18 protein-coding genes and 1 pseudogene are annotated in these 16,213 nt (G+C 70.6%); 12 read left to right on the top strand and 7 right to left on the bottom strand.

What is annotated here, in order from left to right; all coding sequences use genetic code 11:
* The first annotated feature begins 34 nt into the window (after positions 1 to 34).
* Positions 35 to 574 carry a Uma2 family endonuclease gene (locus LHJ74_RS05800; protein WP_311203260.1) on the top strand — a complete coding sequence of 180 codons (540 nt, stop codon included), beginning with the start codon at positions 35 to 37 and terminating at the stop codon, positions 572 to 574.
* A gap of 65 nt (positions 575 to 639) precedes the next feature.
* Here LHJ74_RS05800 and LHJ74_RS05795 read toward each other — a convergent pair whose 3' ends face one another.
* Complete coding sequence (locus tag LHJ74_RS05795) at positions 640 to 810, bottom strand: hypothetical protein (RefSeq protein WP_260216414.1); 171 nt, start codon at positions 808 to 810, stop codon at positions 640 to 642.
* Positions 811 to 1,073: 263 nt separating this feature from the next.
* Here LHJ74_RS05795 and LHJ74_RS05790 point away from each other — a divergent pair, with 263 nt between their 5' ends.
* The 4 genes from LHJ74_RS05790 (at position 1,074) to LHJ74_RS05775 (ending at position 2,941) form a co-directional block, all read left to right on the top strand.
* The gene (locus LHJ74_RS05790) at positions 1,074 to 1,934 is read left to right on the top strand and encodes a Scr1 family TA system antitoxin-like transcriptional regulator (RefSeq protein WP_260216413.1); all 861 of its coding nucleotides are present in this window, start codon (positions 1,074 to 1,076) and stop codon (positions 1,932 to 1,934) included.
* Positions 1,822 to 2,139 carry a DUF397 domain-containing protein gene (locus LHJ74_RS05785; RefSeq protein WP_260216412.1) on the top strand — a complete coding sequence of 106 codons (318 nt, stop codon included), beginning with the start codon at positions 1,822 to 1,824 and terminating at the stop codon, positions 2,137 to 2,139. Before LHJ74_RS05790 ends, LHJ74_RS05785 begins: the two co-directional genes overlap by 113 nt.
* 185 nt (positions 2,140 to 2,324) lie before the next feature.
* Positions 2,325 to 2,630, top strand: a complete 306-nt coding sequence (locus tag LHJ74_RS05780) for a hypothetical protein (protein ID WP_260216411.1) — start codon at positions 2,325 to 2,327, stop codon at positions 2,628 to 2,630.
* On the top strand, positions 2,630 to 2,941 hold the full coding sequence (locus tag LHJ74_RS05775; protein WP_260216410.1) for a thioredoxin domain-containing protein: 312 nt from the start codon (positions 2,630 to 2,632) through the stop codon (positions 2,939 to 2,941). The genes LHJ74_RS05780 and LHJ74_RS05775 overlap by 1 nt, the downstream gene beginning before the upstream one ends.
* A gap of 44 nt (positions 2,942 to 2,985) precedes the next feature.
* Here LHJ74_RS05775 and LHJ74_RS05770 read toward each other — a convergent pair whose 3' ends face one another.
* Both LHJ74_RS05770 and LHJ74_RS05765 read right to left on the bottom strand, forming a co-directional pair.
* Positions 2,986 to 4,185, bottom strand: a complete 1,200-nt coding sequence (locus LHJ74_RS05770; RefSeq protein ID WP_260216565.1) for an MFS transporter — start codon at positions 4,183 to 4,185, stop codon at positions 2,986 to 2,988.
* 31 nt (positions 4,186 to 4,216) lie between these two features.
* Positions 4,217 to 5,362: pseudogene (locus LHJ74_RS05765) on the bottom strand (VWA domain-containing protein); the annotation flags it as partial.
* Positions 5,363 to 5,762: 400 nt separating this feature from the next.
* On the opposite strand from LHJ74_RS05765, the gene LHJ74_RS05760 reads away from it, so the two are divergent.
* From LHJ74_RS05760 to LHJ74_RS05740, 5 genes are all read left to right on the top strand, one after another.
* Complete coding sequence (locus tag LHJ74_RS05760) at positions 5,763 to 6,587, top strand: alpha/beta fold hydrolase (protein WP_260216409.1); 825 nt, start codon at positions 5,763 to 5,765, stop codon at positions 6,585 to 6,587.
* 23 nt (positions 6,588 to 6,610) lie between these two features.
* The gene (locus tag LHJ74_RS05755; protein WP_260216408.1) at positions 6,611 to 7,438 is read left to right on the top strand and encodes a MerR family transcriptional regulator; all 828 of its coding nucleotides are present in this window, start codon (positions 6,611 to 6,613) and stop codon (positions 7,436 to 7,438) included.
* Positions 7,439 to 7,599: 161 nt separating this feature from the next.
* A complete protein-coding gene (locus tag LHJ74_RS05750; protein ID WP_260216407.1) occupies positions 7,600 to 7,848 on the top strand; it encodes a hypothetical protein in 249 nt (82 codons plus the stop codon).
* A gap of 62 nt (positions 7,849 to 7,910) precedes the next feature.
* Positions 7,911 to 8,483 (top strand): TetR/AcrR family transcriptional regulator, encoded by a 573-nt coding sequence (locus LHJ74_RS05745; RefSeq protein ID WP_260216406.1) that lies wholly within the window; start codon positions 7,911 to 7,913, stop codon positions 8,481 to 8,483.
* 77 nt (positions 8,484 to 8,560) lie between these two features.
* Positions 8,561 to 9,643, top strand: a complete 1,083-nt coding sequence (locus LHJ74_RS05740; RefSeq protein ID WP_260216405.1) for an SDR family oxidoreductase — start codon at positions 8,561 to 8,563, stop codon at positions 9,641 to 9,643.
* 51 nt (positions 9,644 to 9,694) lie between these two features.
* Here LHJ74_RS05740 and LHJ74_RS05735 read toward each other — a convergent pair whose 3' ends face one another.
* Together LHJ74_RS05735 and LHJ74_RS05730 are read right to left on the bottom strand one after the other, a co-directional pair.
* Complete coding sequence (locus tag LHJ74_RS05735) at positions 9,695 to 10,498, bottom strand: SAM-dependent methyltransferase (protein WP_260216404.1); 804 nt, start codon at positions 10,496 to 10,498, stop codon at positions 9,695 to 9,697.
* A gap of 169 nt (positions 10,499 to 10,667) precedes the next feature.
* The gene (locus tag LHJ74_RS05730) at positions 10,668 to 11,129 is read right to left on the bottom strand and encodes a hypothetical protein (protein WP_260216403.1); all 462 of its coding nucleotides are present in this window, start codon (positions 11,127 to 11,129) and stop codon (positions 10,668 to 10,670) included.
* Between the two features lie 199 nt (positions 11,130 to 11,328).
* On the opposite strand from LHJ74_RS05730, the gene LHJ74_RS05725 reads away from it, so the two are divergent.
* Positions 11,329 to 11,955, top strand: a complete 627-nt coding sequence (locus LHJ74_RS05725; RefSeq protein ID WP_260216402.1) for an HhH-GPD-type base excision DNA repair protein — start codon at positions 11,329 to 11,331, stop codon at positions 11,953 to 11,955.
* Positions 11,956 to 12,489: 534 nt separating this feature from the next.
* Here LHJ74_RS05725 and LHJ74_RS05720 read toward each other — a convergent pair.
* Entirely contained in the window at positions 12,490 to 13,113 is a 624-nt protein-coding gene (locus tag LHJ74_RS05720) for a ComF family protein (RefSeq protein WP_260216401.1), read from the bottom strand.
* Positions 13,114 to 13,247: 134 nt separating this feature from the next.
* Positions 13,248 to 14,213 (bottom strand): DNA-processing protein DprA, encoded by a 966-nt coding sequence (locus tag LHJ74_RS05715; RefSeq protein WP_260216564.1) that lies wholly within the window; start codon positions 14,211 to 14,213, stop codon positions 13,248 to 13,250.
* 276 nt (positions 14,214 to 14,489) lie between these two features.
* Here LHJ74_RS05715 and LHJ74_RS05710 point away from each other — a divergent pair, with 276 nt between their 5' ends.
* Positions 14,490 to 16,181 (top strand): MFS transporter, encoded by a 1,692-nt coding sequence (locus LHJ74_RS05710; RefSeq protein ID WP_375546664.1) that lies wholly within the window; start codon positions 14,490 to 14,492, stop codon positions 16,179 to 16,181.
* The last annotated feature ends 32 nt before the right edge of the window (positions 16,182 to 16,213 follow it).

Genomic DNA, 16,213 nt, shown 5'->3' with positions numbered 1-16,213 from the left:
CATCACCACCGGCGATGTCCGGAAGGAGCGCGGCATGACCACACTGGACGACCGCGTACTGCGTTTCTTCGAGGAACTCGTCGTCCCCGAAGGGTTCAAGGCCGAGCTGATCAGGGGCGAGATCCTGATGATGGCTGGGCCCGACCGGGTCCTCAACTGGATCGTCGAGTCCCTGATGGACCAGATCCCCCGTGCCCAGTGGCATCGCGTCCAGACACAGGACATCGCGATCCCCGCGGAGTCGAGCGAGCCGCAGCCGGACCTCGTCGTGTACGAGCGCGGCGCGGTGCGAGGAGCCGGGCGGCTGATCCCCTCGGGGGCGGTGACCCTGGTGGTCGAGGTGGTCTCCCGGACCAGCGTCGACCGCGATTACAAGGCCAAACGCCAGGTGTACGCCGCCGGGGGGTACCCGCGTATCTCATCGTCGATCCCTTGCAGGGCCAGTGCGTCCTGCTCACCGAGCCCTCCGCCGGAAGCCGCGACTACCGGAACGAGCGCACCAGCGCCTTCGGCGAGCCCGTCCCGGTCGGCGTCCTGGACGTCACCCTGGAGACCGGCGAGTTCCAGACCCTGACCCCGTGACCCCGCTCGTGACCCGAGTCGGTCGATGGAATGACCACTTTCAGCACGCTTACGTGGTCATTCCATCGACCGATCAAGATCCGGAAACGGATGCTGCTCCCTCCGGAGCTTGGCATGGAGACGGCCCATGGCGGCCTGCTTCTCCTCTGCGGTGCGGACTGGCAGCCCCAGGGCCACCCGGCGCTCCTGCGCCCTGCGCTTGACGCCTTCCCAGCGGACCGTGCTCATCCTTGCTCCTCCGTCGTCCAAGCGAGGGTCGACTCATGCCCGAAAGGTGATGCTTGGGTCACGCAGAGTACAATCGGTCGCGTAGTAAGAGCCCTCTGAAGGGCTGCCCGGAGTACGGCCGGAACCAGGGAACTGGATCCCTCCACCCCACGAGGTGGTTGTGGCCACCGGGAGTCCCTCAGAGGGCTCTCCGCTGCCACAGGCACCAGCGGACCAGCCGCACGGATACCCTGGCGCGGAGTGGTGGACGGAGGGGGAGACCGATGGCGGCGAGGAAGCCCCCGACCGAGCGGCAGCGGCGGCTGGGTGCGGAGCTGCGCAAGATGCGGGAGCGGGTGGGGCTGTCCCTGACCGAAGCTGCCGACATGCATCGCACGGACCGGACGACCGTCAGCAACATCGAATCCGGTCGCTTCGGAGTCAGCTCCGACCGAGTGCGCGTGTGGGCTGCCAACTATTCGTGCCCGGATCCCGACTACGTCGAAGCGCTCGTCGAGATGGCACGAGAGCGGCGCGCTGCCCTTCCGAACTGGTGGGACGAGTACCGGGATGTGCTGGTGTCGGCAGTGCTGGATCTCGCGGAGCTGGAGCATCGCGCGGTGGCGCTCCGCGCGGCCCAGATCACACACATGCCCGGACTCCTTCAGCACGAGGACTACACCCGCGCCATCTTCGAGGAGGCAGTGCCGGCTCTGGCGCCGGAGGACTTCGAGCGCAAGCTCACCTTCCGGCTGCGGCGCAGCGAGGTACTTGACCGGCCGGGGGCACCGCAGTGCACGTTCATCATCCATGAGGCAGCACTGCGTATGCGGTTCGGCGACAGGCAGGTGAGTCGAGCTCAACTGGCTCACGTGCTGGAACAGTCCACCCGGGACAATGTGGCCGTTCGCCTGCTGCCGTTCGCAGCGGGCGGCTTCCCGACTGCCGGTGGCTCGACTCTCTACGCGTGCGGGCCGGTCACCCAGCTCGATACGGTGCAGACGGACACGCCCGTGGGCTCGTCCTTCCTGCATGCCGAGACCCATCTCGCGAACTACCGCGCGGTACTGGACCGCATGGAGCAGCGCTGTCTTGGACCGGACGGTTCACGTGATTTCATCCGCGTCGCTGCCAAGCAACTCTGAAGGTGAGAGAAGAGTGCACATACGTTGGCGCAAATCCTCGTTCTCCGAGCAGCCCGACGGTAATTGTCTCGAACTCGCCCGGCAGGGCGGCGACATCATGATGCGGGAGAGTGACGACCCGAACATGATTGTGAAAGCGGCACCGGAAACTTGCCGAGCCTTCCTGGCGCACGTCAAGGCTGGAGCATACGGCGACTTGACGTAACGGTTCCCATGGATTCGGGATCGGCATATGCCACTCCCGACACCTCAATACAACACGTTGTATTCGCACCGCTTTTGACGCTATGTTGAGGTTGTCTCCGAGGCCCAGGGGTGTCGGAGATCCAAGGCGCCCCGGCGGTGTGTCCGCACCCCGGGGCATGGCCAACGCTTATGTGGAGCGTCAACGTGAATCACCGTATCCGGTCCATCCTGCAACGAACACTCGCTCGCATTCTGCGCGTGCTCGCCCCGGCGACGGGGCGGCACCGCGAGCACCCGCTCGCGCAGGCGGGCCCCCGCACCACGTCCGGGCGGCGGCTGCTCGTACGCGCCGCCGCACCGCCGTGGGTGCGGCCCGAGCCGCACCGTGCGCGGGCACGGACGCTGCCACCGCCGGACGGCGACGGTCCGGCCCTCGACGGCGCCAGCCCCCTCGTACGGCCCTACCTCCTGGCGCATGAGCGGCTGGCCACGCTGGAGGTGGCGGCCTGATGGCGACCGCCACCAGCGGTGTCCCGCGCGGGCTGTGTGTCCGCCGGGTGCCCAGCAAGCCCGTACGGCGGCAGGCGGACGGGCGCTACGCCCTCCACCTGTGGCTGCAACGGGACGGCAAGTTCGACTGCGACCTCGCCCTCCACCTCTCGCCCGCCGAAGCGGAAGCGCTGCACGCCCAGCTCTGCTTCGCCCTCGACGGCGAACCGCCCATCCCGCCCACCCCGGATTCCGGCACCTCACCGGCACCGGCCTGCCGCAAGCCCGTCCAGGAGCCCAACCAGGGCCTCATGGACAGCCGAGGGCCGTAGAGGCTCCTCTGGTAGATCCCGACCCGACCGGAGCAGCTGTTCCGCTACTGCCGTTCCGGCGGGCTGGGCTTGAGGAGACAGCCGAGCGCAGCCAAGGCCGCCACGGCACCGGCGGCGAGCAGCAGGATTCTGTGGTCCATGAGGGCGATCAGTCCTGCGCCTGCGCCGAGTGCCAGTGCGTTGGGGGCGAAGAGGACGGTGTTGGCCGTGGCGGCGACACGTCCCAGGAGAACGTCCGGGACCTCACGCTGCACTGCGGTCATCGACGCGATCAGCACACACGGCAGACCTGCGCCGATCATCGCGCTGGCGATCAGCGCAAGTGGCACCGACGGCGCGGCCCGCAGGGCGACCCCCAGCGCGAACAGCGTGATTCCCGCCGCCGCGAACACCCGTTCATGCATGCGGCGCAGCAGCGCGCCGGCAGCCACACCGCTCAGGACGGATCCGCCGCCCTGCACCGCGTACAGCACGCCCGCGAAGGCCGGTGACTGGCCAAGGCCGATGTCCACCACGGCATAGACCGCCGCACCGTTGAGCCCGGCCACGCACATGGTGACTGCTCCGGCCCCGACCAGGCTGCGCAGCTCGGCGTGACGGCTCAACCAGTGGGCCCCCTCGACCACTTGTCTGGTCCACCGCCGGCCGTCGGCTGACTGCGGTACGGGTTCGGAGACGCGCATCAAGGCGAAGGCCCCGGCGGCGAGTGCGAACGTCACCGCGTCGAGCAGGGCTACGGCCGGGCCGCCGAACTGCACGAACAGACCCGCACCGATGAGCGGGGCGATGAGTTTCATGCCCTCGTTGGCTGTCATGCGCAGTCCGTTGAAATCGCCGCGCAGATCGCTGGGCAGCGCATGGACCACAAGGGCGGCCTCCGCCGCATCCGTCAGGACGGCGCTGACGCCGTACAGCGTCAGAACGGCGAACAGTATCCAGACCCCGTCGCTTGAGCGCACGGCGAGCAAGGTCAGTAGCAGAACAGCCATGAGCAGGTTGGTCCAGATCAGCAGCGGCCACCGACGCGTCCGGTCGGCCAGCGTGCCGATCAGGGGGCCGGCCAGCACAGGCGCCCATACACAGAACGTGGTCAGTGCGGCGAGACTGTCCGATCCGGTGAGCGACTTGACCCACACACCCGCTGCCAGGCCCATGGCCGAGCTGCCGAACCCCGAAACCACCACACCGGTCAGATACAACCCCGCATTGCGGTTTCGCAGAACCCGCCCCGCACCCCAGCCCATGGGATTCCCCTCGCTGTCGTGCACCAGGTCGTCAGATGACCCGGAAGATGTCGGCGGCGGTGCGGGTGTCGCTCAGGTCTTCGATGGTGCGGAGGTTGTCGCTCAGCGCGTCCAGGACCGAGCCGGGCTGTGCGGCTTGGGGGGCGCCGACGGCGATGCCGAAGCAGCGGAAGCCGAGTCGGTGCTTGGCGTCGTTCCAGCCACGCATCCACTCCTCGGCGACCTCGCACACCCCGTCGGTGATCATCACGATGTCGCCGCGCTGGCGGCCGTCGGTGTTGAACTCCTCGTCGAGCAGCGCGACGGCTGCCGACAGCGGCGCCTGGTAGTCGGTGCCGCCTGCGAAGCAGTGCTCGGCGAAATACAGCACATCGGCGATTGCGTGCGGTTCGCCGGCCGGGAAGCGGCACACCTTCACCTGGTCGGCGGAGGAGAACAGGATGCCCACGAAGTCGCCTCTCGCGGTGCGGGCCTGGTCGAGCAGCGCCAGGGCGCACGCTTTGGCCCAAGCCTCCCCGGTGATCCCGCCGGGGCCGGGCTCGTTCATGGAGTACGAGCAGTCCACGCACGCGATGACGGCGCCCTTCCCGGTGTTCTGCTCGCCGCGGCTGTCGTAGAGCATCAGCCGCGCCTCGGCGAACCTCGCGGCGAACACGGAGCGCATCACCGGTACGCCGAGGGTGGCGAGTTCGGAGGGGACGACCCGGGAGAGGTCATCGCCGAGGGTGATCCCGACCAGCTCGCCGGAGGCGTGCTCGACCTTGCGGGTGCGCTCGCCGGTGGCCATCTGCCGGAATCGTCCGACGAGTTCGGCGAATCGCCCCAGACGGCCGACGCGCAGCCGGTCGGCGAGCCGCGCGCGCTGGTCGAACGGCATCCGTTCCAGCGCGTCCGGGGCCACTCCCCAGGCGCGCATCAACGCGGCCTCCTCCCGTGCCTGCGCAGCGGCCTTCGCCGCCGCGGCCCGGGTGGCCGCACGGACATCCGGGCTCGCCGCCGTGGGGGCCTGGGCCGCGTCATCAGCGGCCTGCTGGGCAGCGGAGGCGGCGTCCCCGCCCGGGGCCGTCCGGGCGGCGGCTGCGCGGCCACCCAGCGCCGCTGCCGCCAGAGCCTGCGCGGAGTCCAGAGCACCCTGCTGGGCAACGTCGGCGGCCTCGGCCTCCTCGATCGCCTGCTGTACGGCGGCGGCGGTCTCCTCGGGGACGGCGCCGTCTTGGTCCGCGGCGTCGGCGGCCCGCCGAAGCGCTTCGGCCACGGCGCCCGCTGCCCGCTCTGCCTCCTCCTGGGCGTCCTTCGCGCACAGCAGTCGGTCGTAGACGGCGGCGCTGTCGTCTCCCGTGGGCAGCTCGTTGGACGCGGTGATGGCGCTGATCAGCGGGCACCGGATCGGGGCGCCGCCGCGGTGACCGCCTCCGGTCGTCCGCAGCCGGCCCCGACGAGCATTGTCGTGCGCGTACGCGTCCGCTTGCCGCCGTGTGGCACCCCTGACGGGCCGCCCGTCCGTCCGCCGGTGTGGACGTGTCGCGTGGCCGCGACGGTTGACCCTGCCGCAGGGTCAACCTTTCAGCATGGCGGGCATGACTACGAGAAAGCCGGTACGGCACTTCACCGTCCACCACGGCGGCGTCACGATCCCGGTGTCCCGCGGCGGCCGGGGACGACCGCTGGTCCTGTGCCCTGGGCTGAACTCGACACAGGCCGATCTTCATGAGCTGGCCGGGCTGCTGCGGCACGACCACGACGTGGTGACCTTCGACCTCAGGGGCCATGGCCTGGCCTCGGCCGCTGACGGCCAGTACTCCTTCGACACGTTTCTGAGCGATCTCGTCGCCGTGCTGGCGGAGCTGGGACGCCTCGGCCTGCCCTCGGCACCCGTGCTCGTGGGCTACTCACTGGGCGCGGACCTGGCCGTTCACTATGCCTCCGAGCATCCTGACGCCGTCGCCGGGCTCGTCCTCATCGACGGGGCGAACCCGCTGCCCGAACCGTTCATCACCGACGCCGACCTGGCGGAGTTCCGCGCAATGGCGGAGGAGCTGGCGACACGGCAGGAGGCCGAGCGGGCCGGGGGCTCCGCGCGTCAGGTGTTGCTCACCGCACAGGACATCCACGGCCTGAACCTCGAGATGGATGTGGTCCGGTCGAAAATCCTCGACCGGTACCGGAGGATCGGTCACCCCATCAGCATGATCATGTCCACCTCGATCGCCGGCGACGGCGGTGAAGGGCGCGCACCGCGGCACAACCAGCTCTGGCGTGCCGGCATCGACCGGCTCGTCCGCGAGCGGCCGCACCTCTCCACGTCCTGGCTCGACGCCGATCACCGGCTGGTCTTCACCCACGCCCCGGAAATCGCCGAGATCATCCGGATCGCGCACCCGGCCGGCGGGCCGACTTCCTGAACGGCTCATAGGAGACTGGTCCGATGCTGACCATCGGTGAGCTGGCGTCGTACGCCCACGTGACGGTGCGCGCGGTGAGGCACTACCACGCCAAGGGGCTGCTGCCGGAGCCGGAGCGGGACCACTCCGGCTATCGGAGGTACGACGCCGGCGCCGTGGTCGCGCTGATCAGGATCCGCACCCTCGCCGAGGCCGGGGTCCCGCTGGCGCGCGTGCGAGAGCTGCTGCAGGCCGACGAGGAGGAGTTCGCCGCGCAGGTCGCAGACATCGACAGGCGGCTGCGGGCGGAGATCCGGGAGCGGCAGCGGCACCGCGAGCGGCTTGCCCGCCTCGCCGCCGGGGACAATCTGGTGCTGCCCCCGGAGGTTGTCGGGTTTCTCGACCGGCTGCGGGCGCTCGGGGTCGACGAGCGCATCATCCAGCTCGAACGCGACGGCTGGATTCCGCTGGCCGCGCACTCACCCGAGCGCGTCCAGGAGTGGATGGCACGTAAGCGGCGACAGATCGCCGACCCGCGCTTCGTCGACTTCTATCTCACCCTGGGCCAGGCTCTCGATCGGACCGACGACGACCCGCAGCTGGTCGGCCTGGCCGACGAACTGGCCGCCTACATCACGCGGATGGCCGACGAGCAGGGCGAGGACTACGTCGACGATGCCGACATCGAGCCACCGTTCGTCCAGCTGATGGACGCCCTGGCATTCGACACCGCGCCGCCCGCCCTTCGACTGGTCGAGCTGCTGAAGCAGCGAGGCTGGACCGGCTGGACCAAGCTCCGGCGCGTAGACCCGAAACGGGGTGCGACCCGAGCACGGCAGCAAGGCACTGCGAAGCGGCCTTCCCCGGGTTGACCACAGCGGGGTGGCGGCCGCCCTGCCGTGTGGGGGCGGGGCACCGGTAGATTGCGGGCAGGCCACATGGATCCCACGGCTCAGGAGGCGGCTCCCATGACGTGCGAGAAATGCGGCGGCCGGATGACCCGTACCCAGGACGGCTGGTACATCTGCTACCCATGCGGCACCAGCAAGCCGGCGCCATGATCGCCTGCCCCCGGTGCGGAGCCGGTCTCACACCCCGTCCGTCGTCATGGCGCACCTGCTCCGGGCACGAGTGCGCCTACGCGATGCCCGAGGACGCCTGCCTGCTCTACGGCGAGATGCTGCGCCAACTCGACAACGACCCCACCGCCTTCTTCAGCCGGGTCCGGCAACTCCGGGATGAACTGCGCGGCTTGGAACCGGTCTGGCAGCGGTCCCCTTAGCGCCCTGTTCGGAAGGCCGGCCCACCGCCTCGAAAATATAGCGACTGGTCTATTATCACTTCATGGGTGTCAAGGGTGAGGAGACGCGCGCCCGGCTGATCGCCGCCACGCGCACACTGGTCGAGGCGCAGGGCTACTTCGGCACGGGGCTGAACCAGGTGCTGGCCGAGAGCGGTACGCCGCGCGGCTCGCTGTACTTCCACTTCCCGTCCGGCAAGGACGAACTGGTCAGCGCGGCCCTGACCCAGAGCGGCCAGGAGGTCGGCGACCTGATCGAGTCGCTGAGCGCCGACCGGGCCTCCGCAGCGGTGATCATCCATCGGCTGCTCGGCATCTTCGCCGACCGGATGGAGCGCTCCGAGTACGGCAAGGGCTGCCCCCTCGCGACCGTGGCACTGGAAGTCGCCGGGGGCAACGAGGAACTGCGGCGCGTCTGCACCGAGGCGTACGAGCGGTGGCAGGGCGCGCTGGCCGACCGGCTGGTCGACGAGGGGCGGTCCCGCGCGGCGGCGGAGGCAACCGCCGGTGCGGTGCTGGCGCAGGTGGAGGGTGCGGTACTGCTCGCTCGCGTCCAGCACAGCCTGGTGCCGCTCGGCCAGGCCGCGCGGGCCGTGGAGTTGCTGCTCGCCGGCTGACTGGCGGCGACCACCTCGCTCGTCAGCGGAAGGCGGATTCGAAAATATGCAGACTGGTCTACATGTGGGGAGTTCAGATGAGCAAGGGGATCACCGGAGGGCGGTCGGCGCACAGCCTGGTACTCGGGGCCACCGGCTTCCTGGGGCGCTGGCTGGTACGCGAACTCCTCACCGGCGGAGTGCCGGTCGCCGCCGCGGTGCGCGGCGGGGACCGACGCGACGGCGGACTGCGTGAGTGGCTGCGCGGGCACGATGTGGACGACGGCGCCATGCTGACGGTGGCTGCCGACCTCACCCGGCCCGGCCTCGGCCTCGCCCCGGCGGACGCGGCCCGACTCGAGAATGTCCGCGACGTGTTCAACGTCGCCGGGCGCTATGGGTTCGGCCTCCCCGTCGAGGAGGCGCGAGCCGCGAACGTGGACGGAGCGCTGCACGTACTGCACTGGGCGGCAACCCTGCCGCGTCTGCGGAGGCTTGTTCACCTCTCGGGCTACCGGGTCGGCCACGACAGGCGCCCCCGGTACCCGCTGCCGTCGGCTGAATCCCGGGCCGTCTACACCCGGTTGGGCGCCTACGAGGCATCCAAGGCGGAGGGCGACGCTGCGGTGCGCGTCACCGCGCCGGAACTCGGCGTACCCCTGACTGTGGTCAACCCCAGCACGGTGATCGGGCACTCGGTCACCGGAGAGGCCGCGCAGTACATCGGACTCGCGGGCCTCGTCGAGCAGTTGTGGAAAGGCCGACTGCCCGCGCTGGCCGGGAGCCGGCGCACCTTCGTACCGGTGGTGGCGATCGACTACCTGGCCAGGTTCCTGGTGACCGTCCCCGAACGGGACGGGGGTCCTGTCCGCCTCCATACCGTTCTCGATCCGGCGACGCCCTGCCTGCCGGACCTGGTCGCCCTGCTGGCCGACCACCTGGACGTCCGCGCGCCACGGCTGCTGCTCCCCGTCGGCCTGGTGCGGCGCCTGCCCCGCGGCCTGACCGGTGCGGACCCGGAAACGCTCTCGTTCCTCACCGAGGAGCGCTATGACACCGCCTCCGCCGACGCCTTGGCGCGCGCGTCGGGCCTGAGGCACCCGCCGGTGGACGAGGCGCTGCGGCGCTGGGCGTCGCGCCTCGTCTCGGACGGCTTCGGGGCAGCCGAGGTCCGGACGTGAGCCGCTGGGCAGGGGCGAACCCTCGGCAGGGGGCGAACCCCTCCGCAGCGCCTACGGCTTGCGGGCCACAGCGCCGAACTGGGCGACCACCGGCGCGAGAGCGGGGTCGGTCTCCGGGCGCCAGTGGGTGACGCGTACGAGGCCCGGGTCGACGAACTCCAGCCCGTCGTAGAAGGTGAGCAGCCGCTCGGGTGTGCGCAGCACGTAGGGGATGGCGCCGGAGTCGTTGTAGTCGTCCTGGGCGGCGGTGTTCTCCGGGTTCTCGTCCACGCCGTCGCTGTGCGAGAGGTAGCTGCCGGAGGGGAGCCCGGCCATCAACTGCTGGACGGTCTCGCGGGCCTCCCCGTCGTCGGCGACATGGCCCATGACCCCGCTGAGGATGAGGGCGACGGGCTGGGTGAGATCGAGGGTCTCGCGCGCCCCGGCGAGGATCGCCGCGGGGTCGTGGAGGTCGGCACTGATGTAGTCCGTCACGCCGTCGGGATGGCTGGTGAGCAGCGCGTTGGCGTGGACGAGGACCAGCGGATCGTTGTCCACGTAGACGATCCGGGACTCCGGGGCGACACGCTGGGCGACCTCGTGGGTGTTGTCGACCGTGGGCAGCCCGGTGCCGACGTCGAGGAACTGGCGGACGCCGGCGTCGCCCGCGAGGTGGCGAATGGTGCGGGCCAGGAAGTGCCGGGCGGTGCGGGCGAGGTCCTCGATGCCGGGGAACGACTCCCGGTAGGCGTCGCCCGCCTCACGGTCGGCCGGGAAGTTGTCCTGGCCGCCGAGCCAGTAGTTCCAGATGCGGGCGGAGTGCGGGACGCTGGCGTCGATAGTGCCCGGGAGTCCGTCCGTGTGCGCGTCGTTCACAATCGCTCCAGTCCTGGGGGTGCGCTGCCGACCGCCGCACGCGGCGCTCGCACGCGGGGGCGCGCGCGCCGGAGCTCGGCGTGTGCCCGTCACCGTAACCGGCGGTGCTCGCCCGGCACCAGCGGGTGCGGAGTGAGAGGAGAGCCGCGGTGGGACGCGACCGCCGGGTCTACGGGCGGCCGGGCGTACCCGGTGTGCCCGGCCTACCGTGTGTGTGGATCGTCAGGTGGGAGAAGTCCCGCCCCTGGATGACCGACTCCTGCGTCCCGCCGCCGATCACGTTGTGCACCGTGCCGCGCCCCTCGGACCCGGCGGCGAGCGGGGCCAGCTCGTCCAGCAGCGCCCGCAGCTCCGCCGCCGCTTCGGGGTCCGCCGCCAGCACCCGCCGCAGCCGGGTCCGCCACCCGGCCTCGGCGTCCGCGAGCACCGGTTCCTCGCCGGAGTCCACGGCCTCGGTCAGTTCCACCCGTACGACCTCCAGGTCCTCCTCGACGGCAGGGGTTCGGGCGTCGTCGCCACGTGCGAGGAAAGCGACGACGCGCTCCCTGGCGCGGTTCCAGGAGTCCGTGACCATCAGGCCGACCAGCGTCGTCGCCGCCGTCGTCGTCAGTGTCACCAGTTCAGGCTCCACTTGCCCTCCCGCAGGGTTCCCTCGCGGCACGGTAGGTGCCGCCGATCGCCCAACCGTAGGCAACACCCTGCCGCTTGGACAGTGCGCGCAGGTGGGGGTAGCGGCAGGGGTGCGACGGCCGTGTTCGGGGCGCGCGAGCCATCCCCCGTACGGCCCCGGCCCGCATGCGGCGCCGCCGTACCGGAAGCATCATCGGGGGATGGACAACACCGTTCGCCTCGCCCAGCAGCCGGAGGCAGACGAACTGCTGCAACGCGACCCGCTGGCCCTGCTGGTCGGCTCCCTGCTGGACCAGCAGGTCCCCATGGAATGGGCGTTCTCCGGGCCCTACACGATCGCGCAGCGCATGGACCGGGACGCCCTCGACGCGCAGGAGATCGCCGCCTACCCGCCCGAGGACTTCGCCGCGCTGCTCTCCGAGAAGCCCGCCGTGCACCGCTTTCCGGGGTCGATGGCCAAACGGGTGCAACAGCTGTGCGCGCACCTCGTGGAGCACTACGACGGCGATCCCCGCGCGGTGTGGCAGGACGCGTCGAGCGGCACCGAACTGGTGCGGCGGCTGCACGAACTGCCGGGCTTCGGCAAGCAGAAGGCGCAGATCTTCGCCGCGCTGCTGGGCAAGCAGTTCGGAGTGCGGCCCCAGGGCTGGCGGGAGGCGGCGGGGGAGTACGGCGAGCAGGGCACGTATCTTTCGGTGGCCGACATCACCGGGCCGGACTCGCTGCAGAAGGTCCGCGCCCGCAAGCAGGAGGCCAAGCAGGCGCAGAAGAAGACTGCCAAGAAGCCGACGCAGAAATCCAGCTCGAAGGCTGGATCGAATTCCTGACGCCTGCACGCGTCTCACGCCTGCACGTTTACGCGCTTCTCGGGATCACGATGTCGGTGATTGCATCGCATCGCTGATCGCGAAGGCGAGTTCCGGCAGGTCCCAGTACACGGAGTACGTCCATAGCCCTGCGGTGGCGGCAGGACGGCGTCCTCAGGGTAGGCCGCAGCCGCGTGGCCGATGCACGATTCGGGATCACCCGGGTCAAGGGTGTCGGCGAGCATCACAGCCGCCGCGCTGGTACCGCCGTCGTTGATCCCCAACCGAATCCGCTGTCCTCCGGCTCGGGCAGCTCCCGCAGGACGTGCGTCGGTTGAGTACGGTCCTGCTATGCCATCGCGTGTCCCCTCCCGCTGAGCGTCTGGACCGCTCCCACCCTGCCGGATGCAGTCGACCGCCGACAGAGCACAGCCGGTCACAACCGGCCTCGGTCCGCGGGACGAAGCACCACATCGGCGGTCGGTCGACGGGTGCCCACAGCCCAGTGCAGGAACCCCGCACTTGGGGAGCGCGGCGGAGCGGGGCCCGCTGGGGTCAGAGGGTGTCCCAGGAGATGCGGCCCAGTACCAGGCCGTGCACCTCGGCCGCGCCGTCCTTCAGCAGGCGGCTGGCGACGTAGTTGAGCTGGTGGCCGGTGGTGCACACGTCGTCGATGAGCAGGATGCGCTGGTCGGTGATCTCGTGGTGTCCGCTGCTGTGGACGGTCTGGGCGTGGTCCCAGGCCGCCTGCTCCTTCCCCCACGACGTCTGGTCCTTGGACTCTCGGGTGGTCGCGCTCTTGAGAAGGACGGGATCTTGGGGGATCGGCCAGCGCCGGGCGGTGTCCGCGACGCGGGCCGCTGCCACTATCGCTTCGATGTGGCGGATCGGCGTGCGGTCAGGGGGTGTCGGGTTGGCGGCGACGAGGTCGATGCCGTCGAGGAACTCCGGATGGGTCTCCATCCACCTGATCAGGAGGCGGCCGAAAATCTGCACTATGGGGGTGCGCCACTGGTCGGCCTTGTAGAAGCGCAGCCAGCTGGAGAAGGTGCTGTTCCGCGGGCACCGGGCTACGGCATGGATACGGGTGATGCTGCGCTGGCGGCGGCCGGTGCCCGGGCTCCAGCTGCAGAGATCGTTCCGGCACTTCTGTCCTGGCGACTGCTCCTGGCTGCACACCGGGCAAGAACCCTTACCGATCGGTAACAGCGTCTGGGCGGCGCAGTCCCCGCATATCGGCGGGGTGCCGCCCGCCTGGTAGGGGCACTGTAAGCAGCCGGGGAATCCCAGCGGTTCGGGTAAGCGAGGTCGGCTCACACGCCCGCCAGGGCTAACTGGATCTGCTGCTGCCCGGTCGGGTGCTGCGGTTCCGGGCGGCCGAGGTGACGCAGGACGTCGTCGAGTTCGGTGACTTCGACGGCCTTCTTCTGGTCGATCATCTTCGCCGCCCATGGCTGTGCGGCGATCAGAGAGCGCAGGAGGAAGACCTGTTTGCCGTGCTCGGCCGCGATCCGGGCCTGCATCTTCGCGCCCGAGGTGCTGGACGCCTCGATGACGACGCTGCCCCTGGTGTAGCCGGAGGTGACCACGTTCCGTCGGGGGAAGGTCCAGCGTGCGGGGGAGCTGGTGGGCCAGAACTGCGAGACCAGCGCGCCGCCTTGGCTCAGGATGCGGTCGGCGAGGGGCCGGTTCTGCGCCGGGTAGACCGGGGCGGCGATCCCCGTGCCCATCACCGCGACGGTACGGCCGCCGACGTCCAGGGTGGCCTGGTGTGCGGCGGCGTCGATTCCCTTAGCGAGGCCGCTGACGACGACGACGTCTTCCTGGGTCAGGCCCTCGGCCATCCGCGCCGCGCGGCTGAGCCCGTCCGCGCTCGCATCGCGGGTGCCGACCACGGCGACCGACCGGACATCCCGCGCTTGGAGGGGGCCGCGGTGGAAGAGGAACGGCGGCAGGTTCGGCACCGGCCGCAGGTTCGCCGGGTAGGCGTCGTCCAGCACGGTCACCATCCGGGCCCCCGCCAAGCCGGCGGCCTCCACCTCACCGGCGACGCGGGATCGTGCCGCATCCAGACCGCCGGAGGTGAGTGCGCCTCGTAGTACCGGCAGGCTCTTGCGCGCCGCTGCGGACTCCTCGGGGATGTCACCGGCCAGCATGGCCTCCAGGCCCGCCCGCGACTGGCACACCCGGGCGACCAACTGCCAGTCCAGCGTCGCGCTCTCGTGGTGGAGCGCACATAAGGTGAGCAGGTTCTCCTGCTCTAAGCAGATACCGTCCATCACAGACTCTTCCTTCTACTCGCGGCCCCGAACTGTTCGAAGGGAACTCGTCTTCCTCACGGGCCGTGAGCATCTTCTCACCACTATGAGCGTGTGTCAGTTCCTTACACAGGAGCGCCCGGTGCCGGTGTGTGCGGCTCACCGCTGTCGCGGTAGGGGTGCGGGAGGCGAGGAACAAGCGTCACGGGCAGCAGGGACGGGCGGCGGAACAGCTGCCGAACGGCGCCGTAACTCCGCCCGAGCCCCACCCGAAGGGGTGGTCCGCACAGTTCCCCCATGACTTCCGCATCCGAAACCGCCCCCGGCCCCGCCCCCGCAGGACCCGCACCAGCCCCCGTCCGCCGCGCGGCGGGCCCGCGCCAGTGGCTGGGCCTCGCCCTGCTCCTGCTGCCCGTCACCCTGATGACGGCCGACCTCGGCGTGCTGTGGCTGGCGACCCCCTATCTGACCGCCGACCTCGAACCCAGCAGCAGCGAACTGCTGTGGACAACCGACATGTACGGCTTCATGACCGCCGGATTCCTGGTCATCATGGGCACCCTCGGCGACCGCGTCGGCCGTCGCAGACTGCTGATGGCGGGCTCGGCCGGGGTGATCGCCGCCTCGCTGCTCGCCGCGTACGCCACCAGCCCCGGCATGCTGATCGCGGCCCGTGCCGCGCTGGGCGTCGCCGGGGCCGCCGTACTGCCTTCGACGCTGGCGCTGATCAGCCACATGTTCACCGACGCCAGGCAGCGGGCCACGGCCATCGCCATGTGGGTCACCGCACTGTCGGCGGGCATCGCCATCGGGCCGGTCGTCGGCGGTCTGCTGCTCGACAGCTTCTGGTGGGGGTCGGTGTTCCTGCTGGGCGTCCCGGTGATGCTGCCGGTCCTGGTCGCGGCCCCGCTGCTGCTCCCCGAGTACCGCGACCCTGACGCGGGCCGGCTCGACCCGGCCAGCGTGCTGCTGTTCCTGCTGGGCATCCTGCCGGTCGTGTACGGCATCAAGAGGTTCGCCGAGTACGGTGCCGGAGCGCAGCAGCTGGTGGCGTTCGCGGTCGGTACGCTCGGAGCGGTCCTCTTCGTACGCCGCCAGCGCGGGCTGACCCATCCGCTGCTGGACCTGCGGCTCTTCGCCAACCGGGCGTTCACCGGGGCGCTGCTGACGCTGCTGCTGGGCATGATGGCGCTGAACGGCGTCGAGTACCTCGTCCCGCAGTATCTGCTGGTCATCGGCGGGCTTTCGCCGCTCGCGGCCGGTCTGTGGCTGCTGCCCGGCGCGGCGGCGCTGATCCTCGGCTCACAGCTGACGCCCGTACTGGCGCGGCGCATCCGTCCGGCGTACGTGATCATCGCCGGGGTGCTGTTCACACTGCCCGGCTTCTGGATGTCCGCGATCGCCGGGAGCGGCGACGCAGGCAGCCGGCTCGCCTCATTGGGGCTCGCCCTCATCATGTTCGGCGTCGCACCGATCAGCGTGCTGGGCACGGCGCTCGCCGTCGGCTCCGCCCCGCCCGCGAAGGCCGGTTCTGCGGCGGCCACCGGGCAGACCGCGTACGACCTGGGACTGGCCCTGGGAATCGCGGGCACCGGCAGCGTCTCGGTCGCCGTCTACCGGGACGAGCTGGCGGCGCACGCCCCCGCCGGGATACCCGCCGAGGCGGCGGAGGCGGCCCGCGACACGATCGGCGGAGCGACGGCGGCTGCGGACTCGCTGCCGGGCGGACTCGGCGACGAACTGCTGGTCGCGGCACGTGAAGCGTTCACCACGGGCTTCCACGCGGGCGCGCTGGTCAGCGCGGGTCTCGCCCTGGCGGCGGTGGGGGTGGCGGTGGTACTGCTGCGGCAGGTGCCGGCGATCGGCGCCGACGCGGAGCCCGCGGCGGCGGACGGCACCGACGCGGAGCCCGCGGCGGCGAGCGCCCCGGTCCTTGCCGAGAACGGGAACCCGGCGCCGCCGGTGGCAGCCTCGGCGGAGACCCGCTGAGCAGATCCGCAACGCCCGCCCAAGGGGCCGGG

Source organism: Streptomyces gossypii, from assembly GCF_025165795.1.
Taxonomy (GTDB): Bacteria; Actinomycetota; Actinomycetes; order Streptomycetales; family Streptomycetaceae; genus Streptomyces; species Streptomyces gossypii.
This window is presented reverse-complemented; position numbering and strand designations above follow the sequence as displayed.

Bases quoted from the DNA above. Each gene is read 5' to 3' on its own strand.
- LHJ74_RS05800 (WP_311203260.1), top strand. From the start codon at position 35: ATGACCACACTGGACGACCGCGTACTGCGTTTCTTCGAGGAACTCGTC.
- LHJ74_RS05795 (WP_260216414.1), bottom strand. From the start codon at position 810: ATGAGCACGGTCCGCTGGGAAGGCGTCAAGCGCAGGGCGCAGGAGCGC.
- LHJ74_RS05790 (WP_260216413.1), top strand. From the start codon at position 1,074: ATGGCGGCGAGGAAGCCCCCGACCGAGCGGCAGCGGCGGCTGGGTGCG.
- LHJ74_RS05785 (WP_260216412.1), top strand. From the start codon at position 1,822: ATGCCGAGACCCATCTCGCGAACTACCGCGCGGTACTGGACCGCATGG.
- LHJ74_RS05775 (WP_260216410.1), top strand. From the start codon at position 2,630: ATGGCGACCGCCACCAGCGGTGTCCCGCGCGGGCTGTGTGTCCGCCGG.
- LHJ74_RS05770 (WP_260216565.1), bottom strand. From the start codon at position 4,185: ATGGGCTGGGGTGCGGGGCGGGTTCTGCGAAACCGCAATGCGGGGTTG.
- LHJ74_RS05760 (WP_260216409.1), top strand. From the start codon at position 5,763: ATGACTACGAGAAAGCCGGTACGGCACTTCACCGTCCACCACGGCGGC.
- LHJ74_RS05755 (WP_260216408.1), top strand. From the start codon at position 6,611: ATGCTGACCATCGGTGAGCTGGCGTCGTACGCCCACGTGACGGTGCGC.
- LHJ74_RS05750 (WP_260216407.1), top strand. From the start codon at position 7,600: ATGCGGCACCAGCAAGCCGGCGCCATGATCGCCTGCCCCCGGTGCGGA.
- LHJ74_RS05745 (WP_260216406.1), top strand. From the start codon at position 7,911: ATGGGTGTCAAGGGTGAGGAGACGCGCGCCCGGCTGATCGCCGCCACG.
- LHJ74_RS05740 (WP_260216405.1), top strand. From the start codon at position 8,561: ATGAGCAAGGGGATCACCGGAGGGCGGTCGGCGCACAGCCTGGTACTC.
- LHJ74_RS05725 (WP_260216402.1), top strand. From the start codon at position 11,329: ATGGACAACACCGTTCGCCTCGCCCAGCAGCCGGAGGCAGACGAACTG.
- LHJ74_RS05715 (WP_260216564.1), bottom strand. From the start codon at position 14,213: ATGGACGGTATCTGCTTAGAGCAGGAGAACCTGCTCACCTTATGTGCG.
- LHJ74_RS05710 (WP_375546664.1), top strand. From the start codon at position 14,490: ATGACTTCCGCATCCGAAACCGCCCCCGGCCCCGCCCCCGCAGGACCC.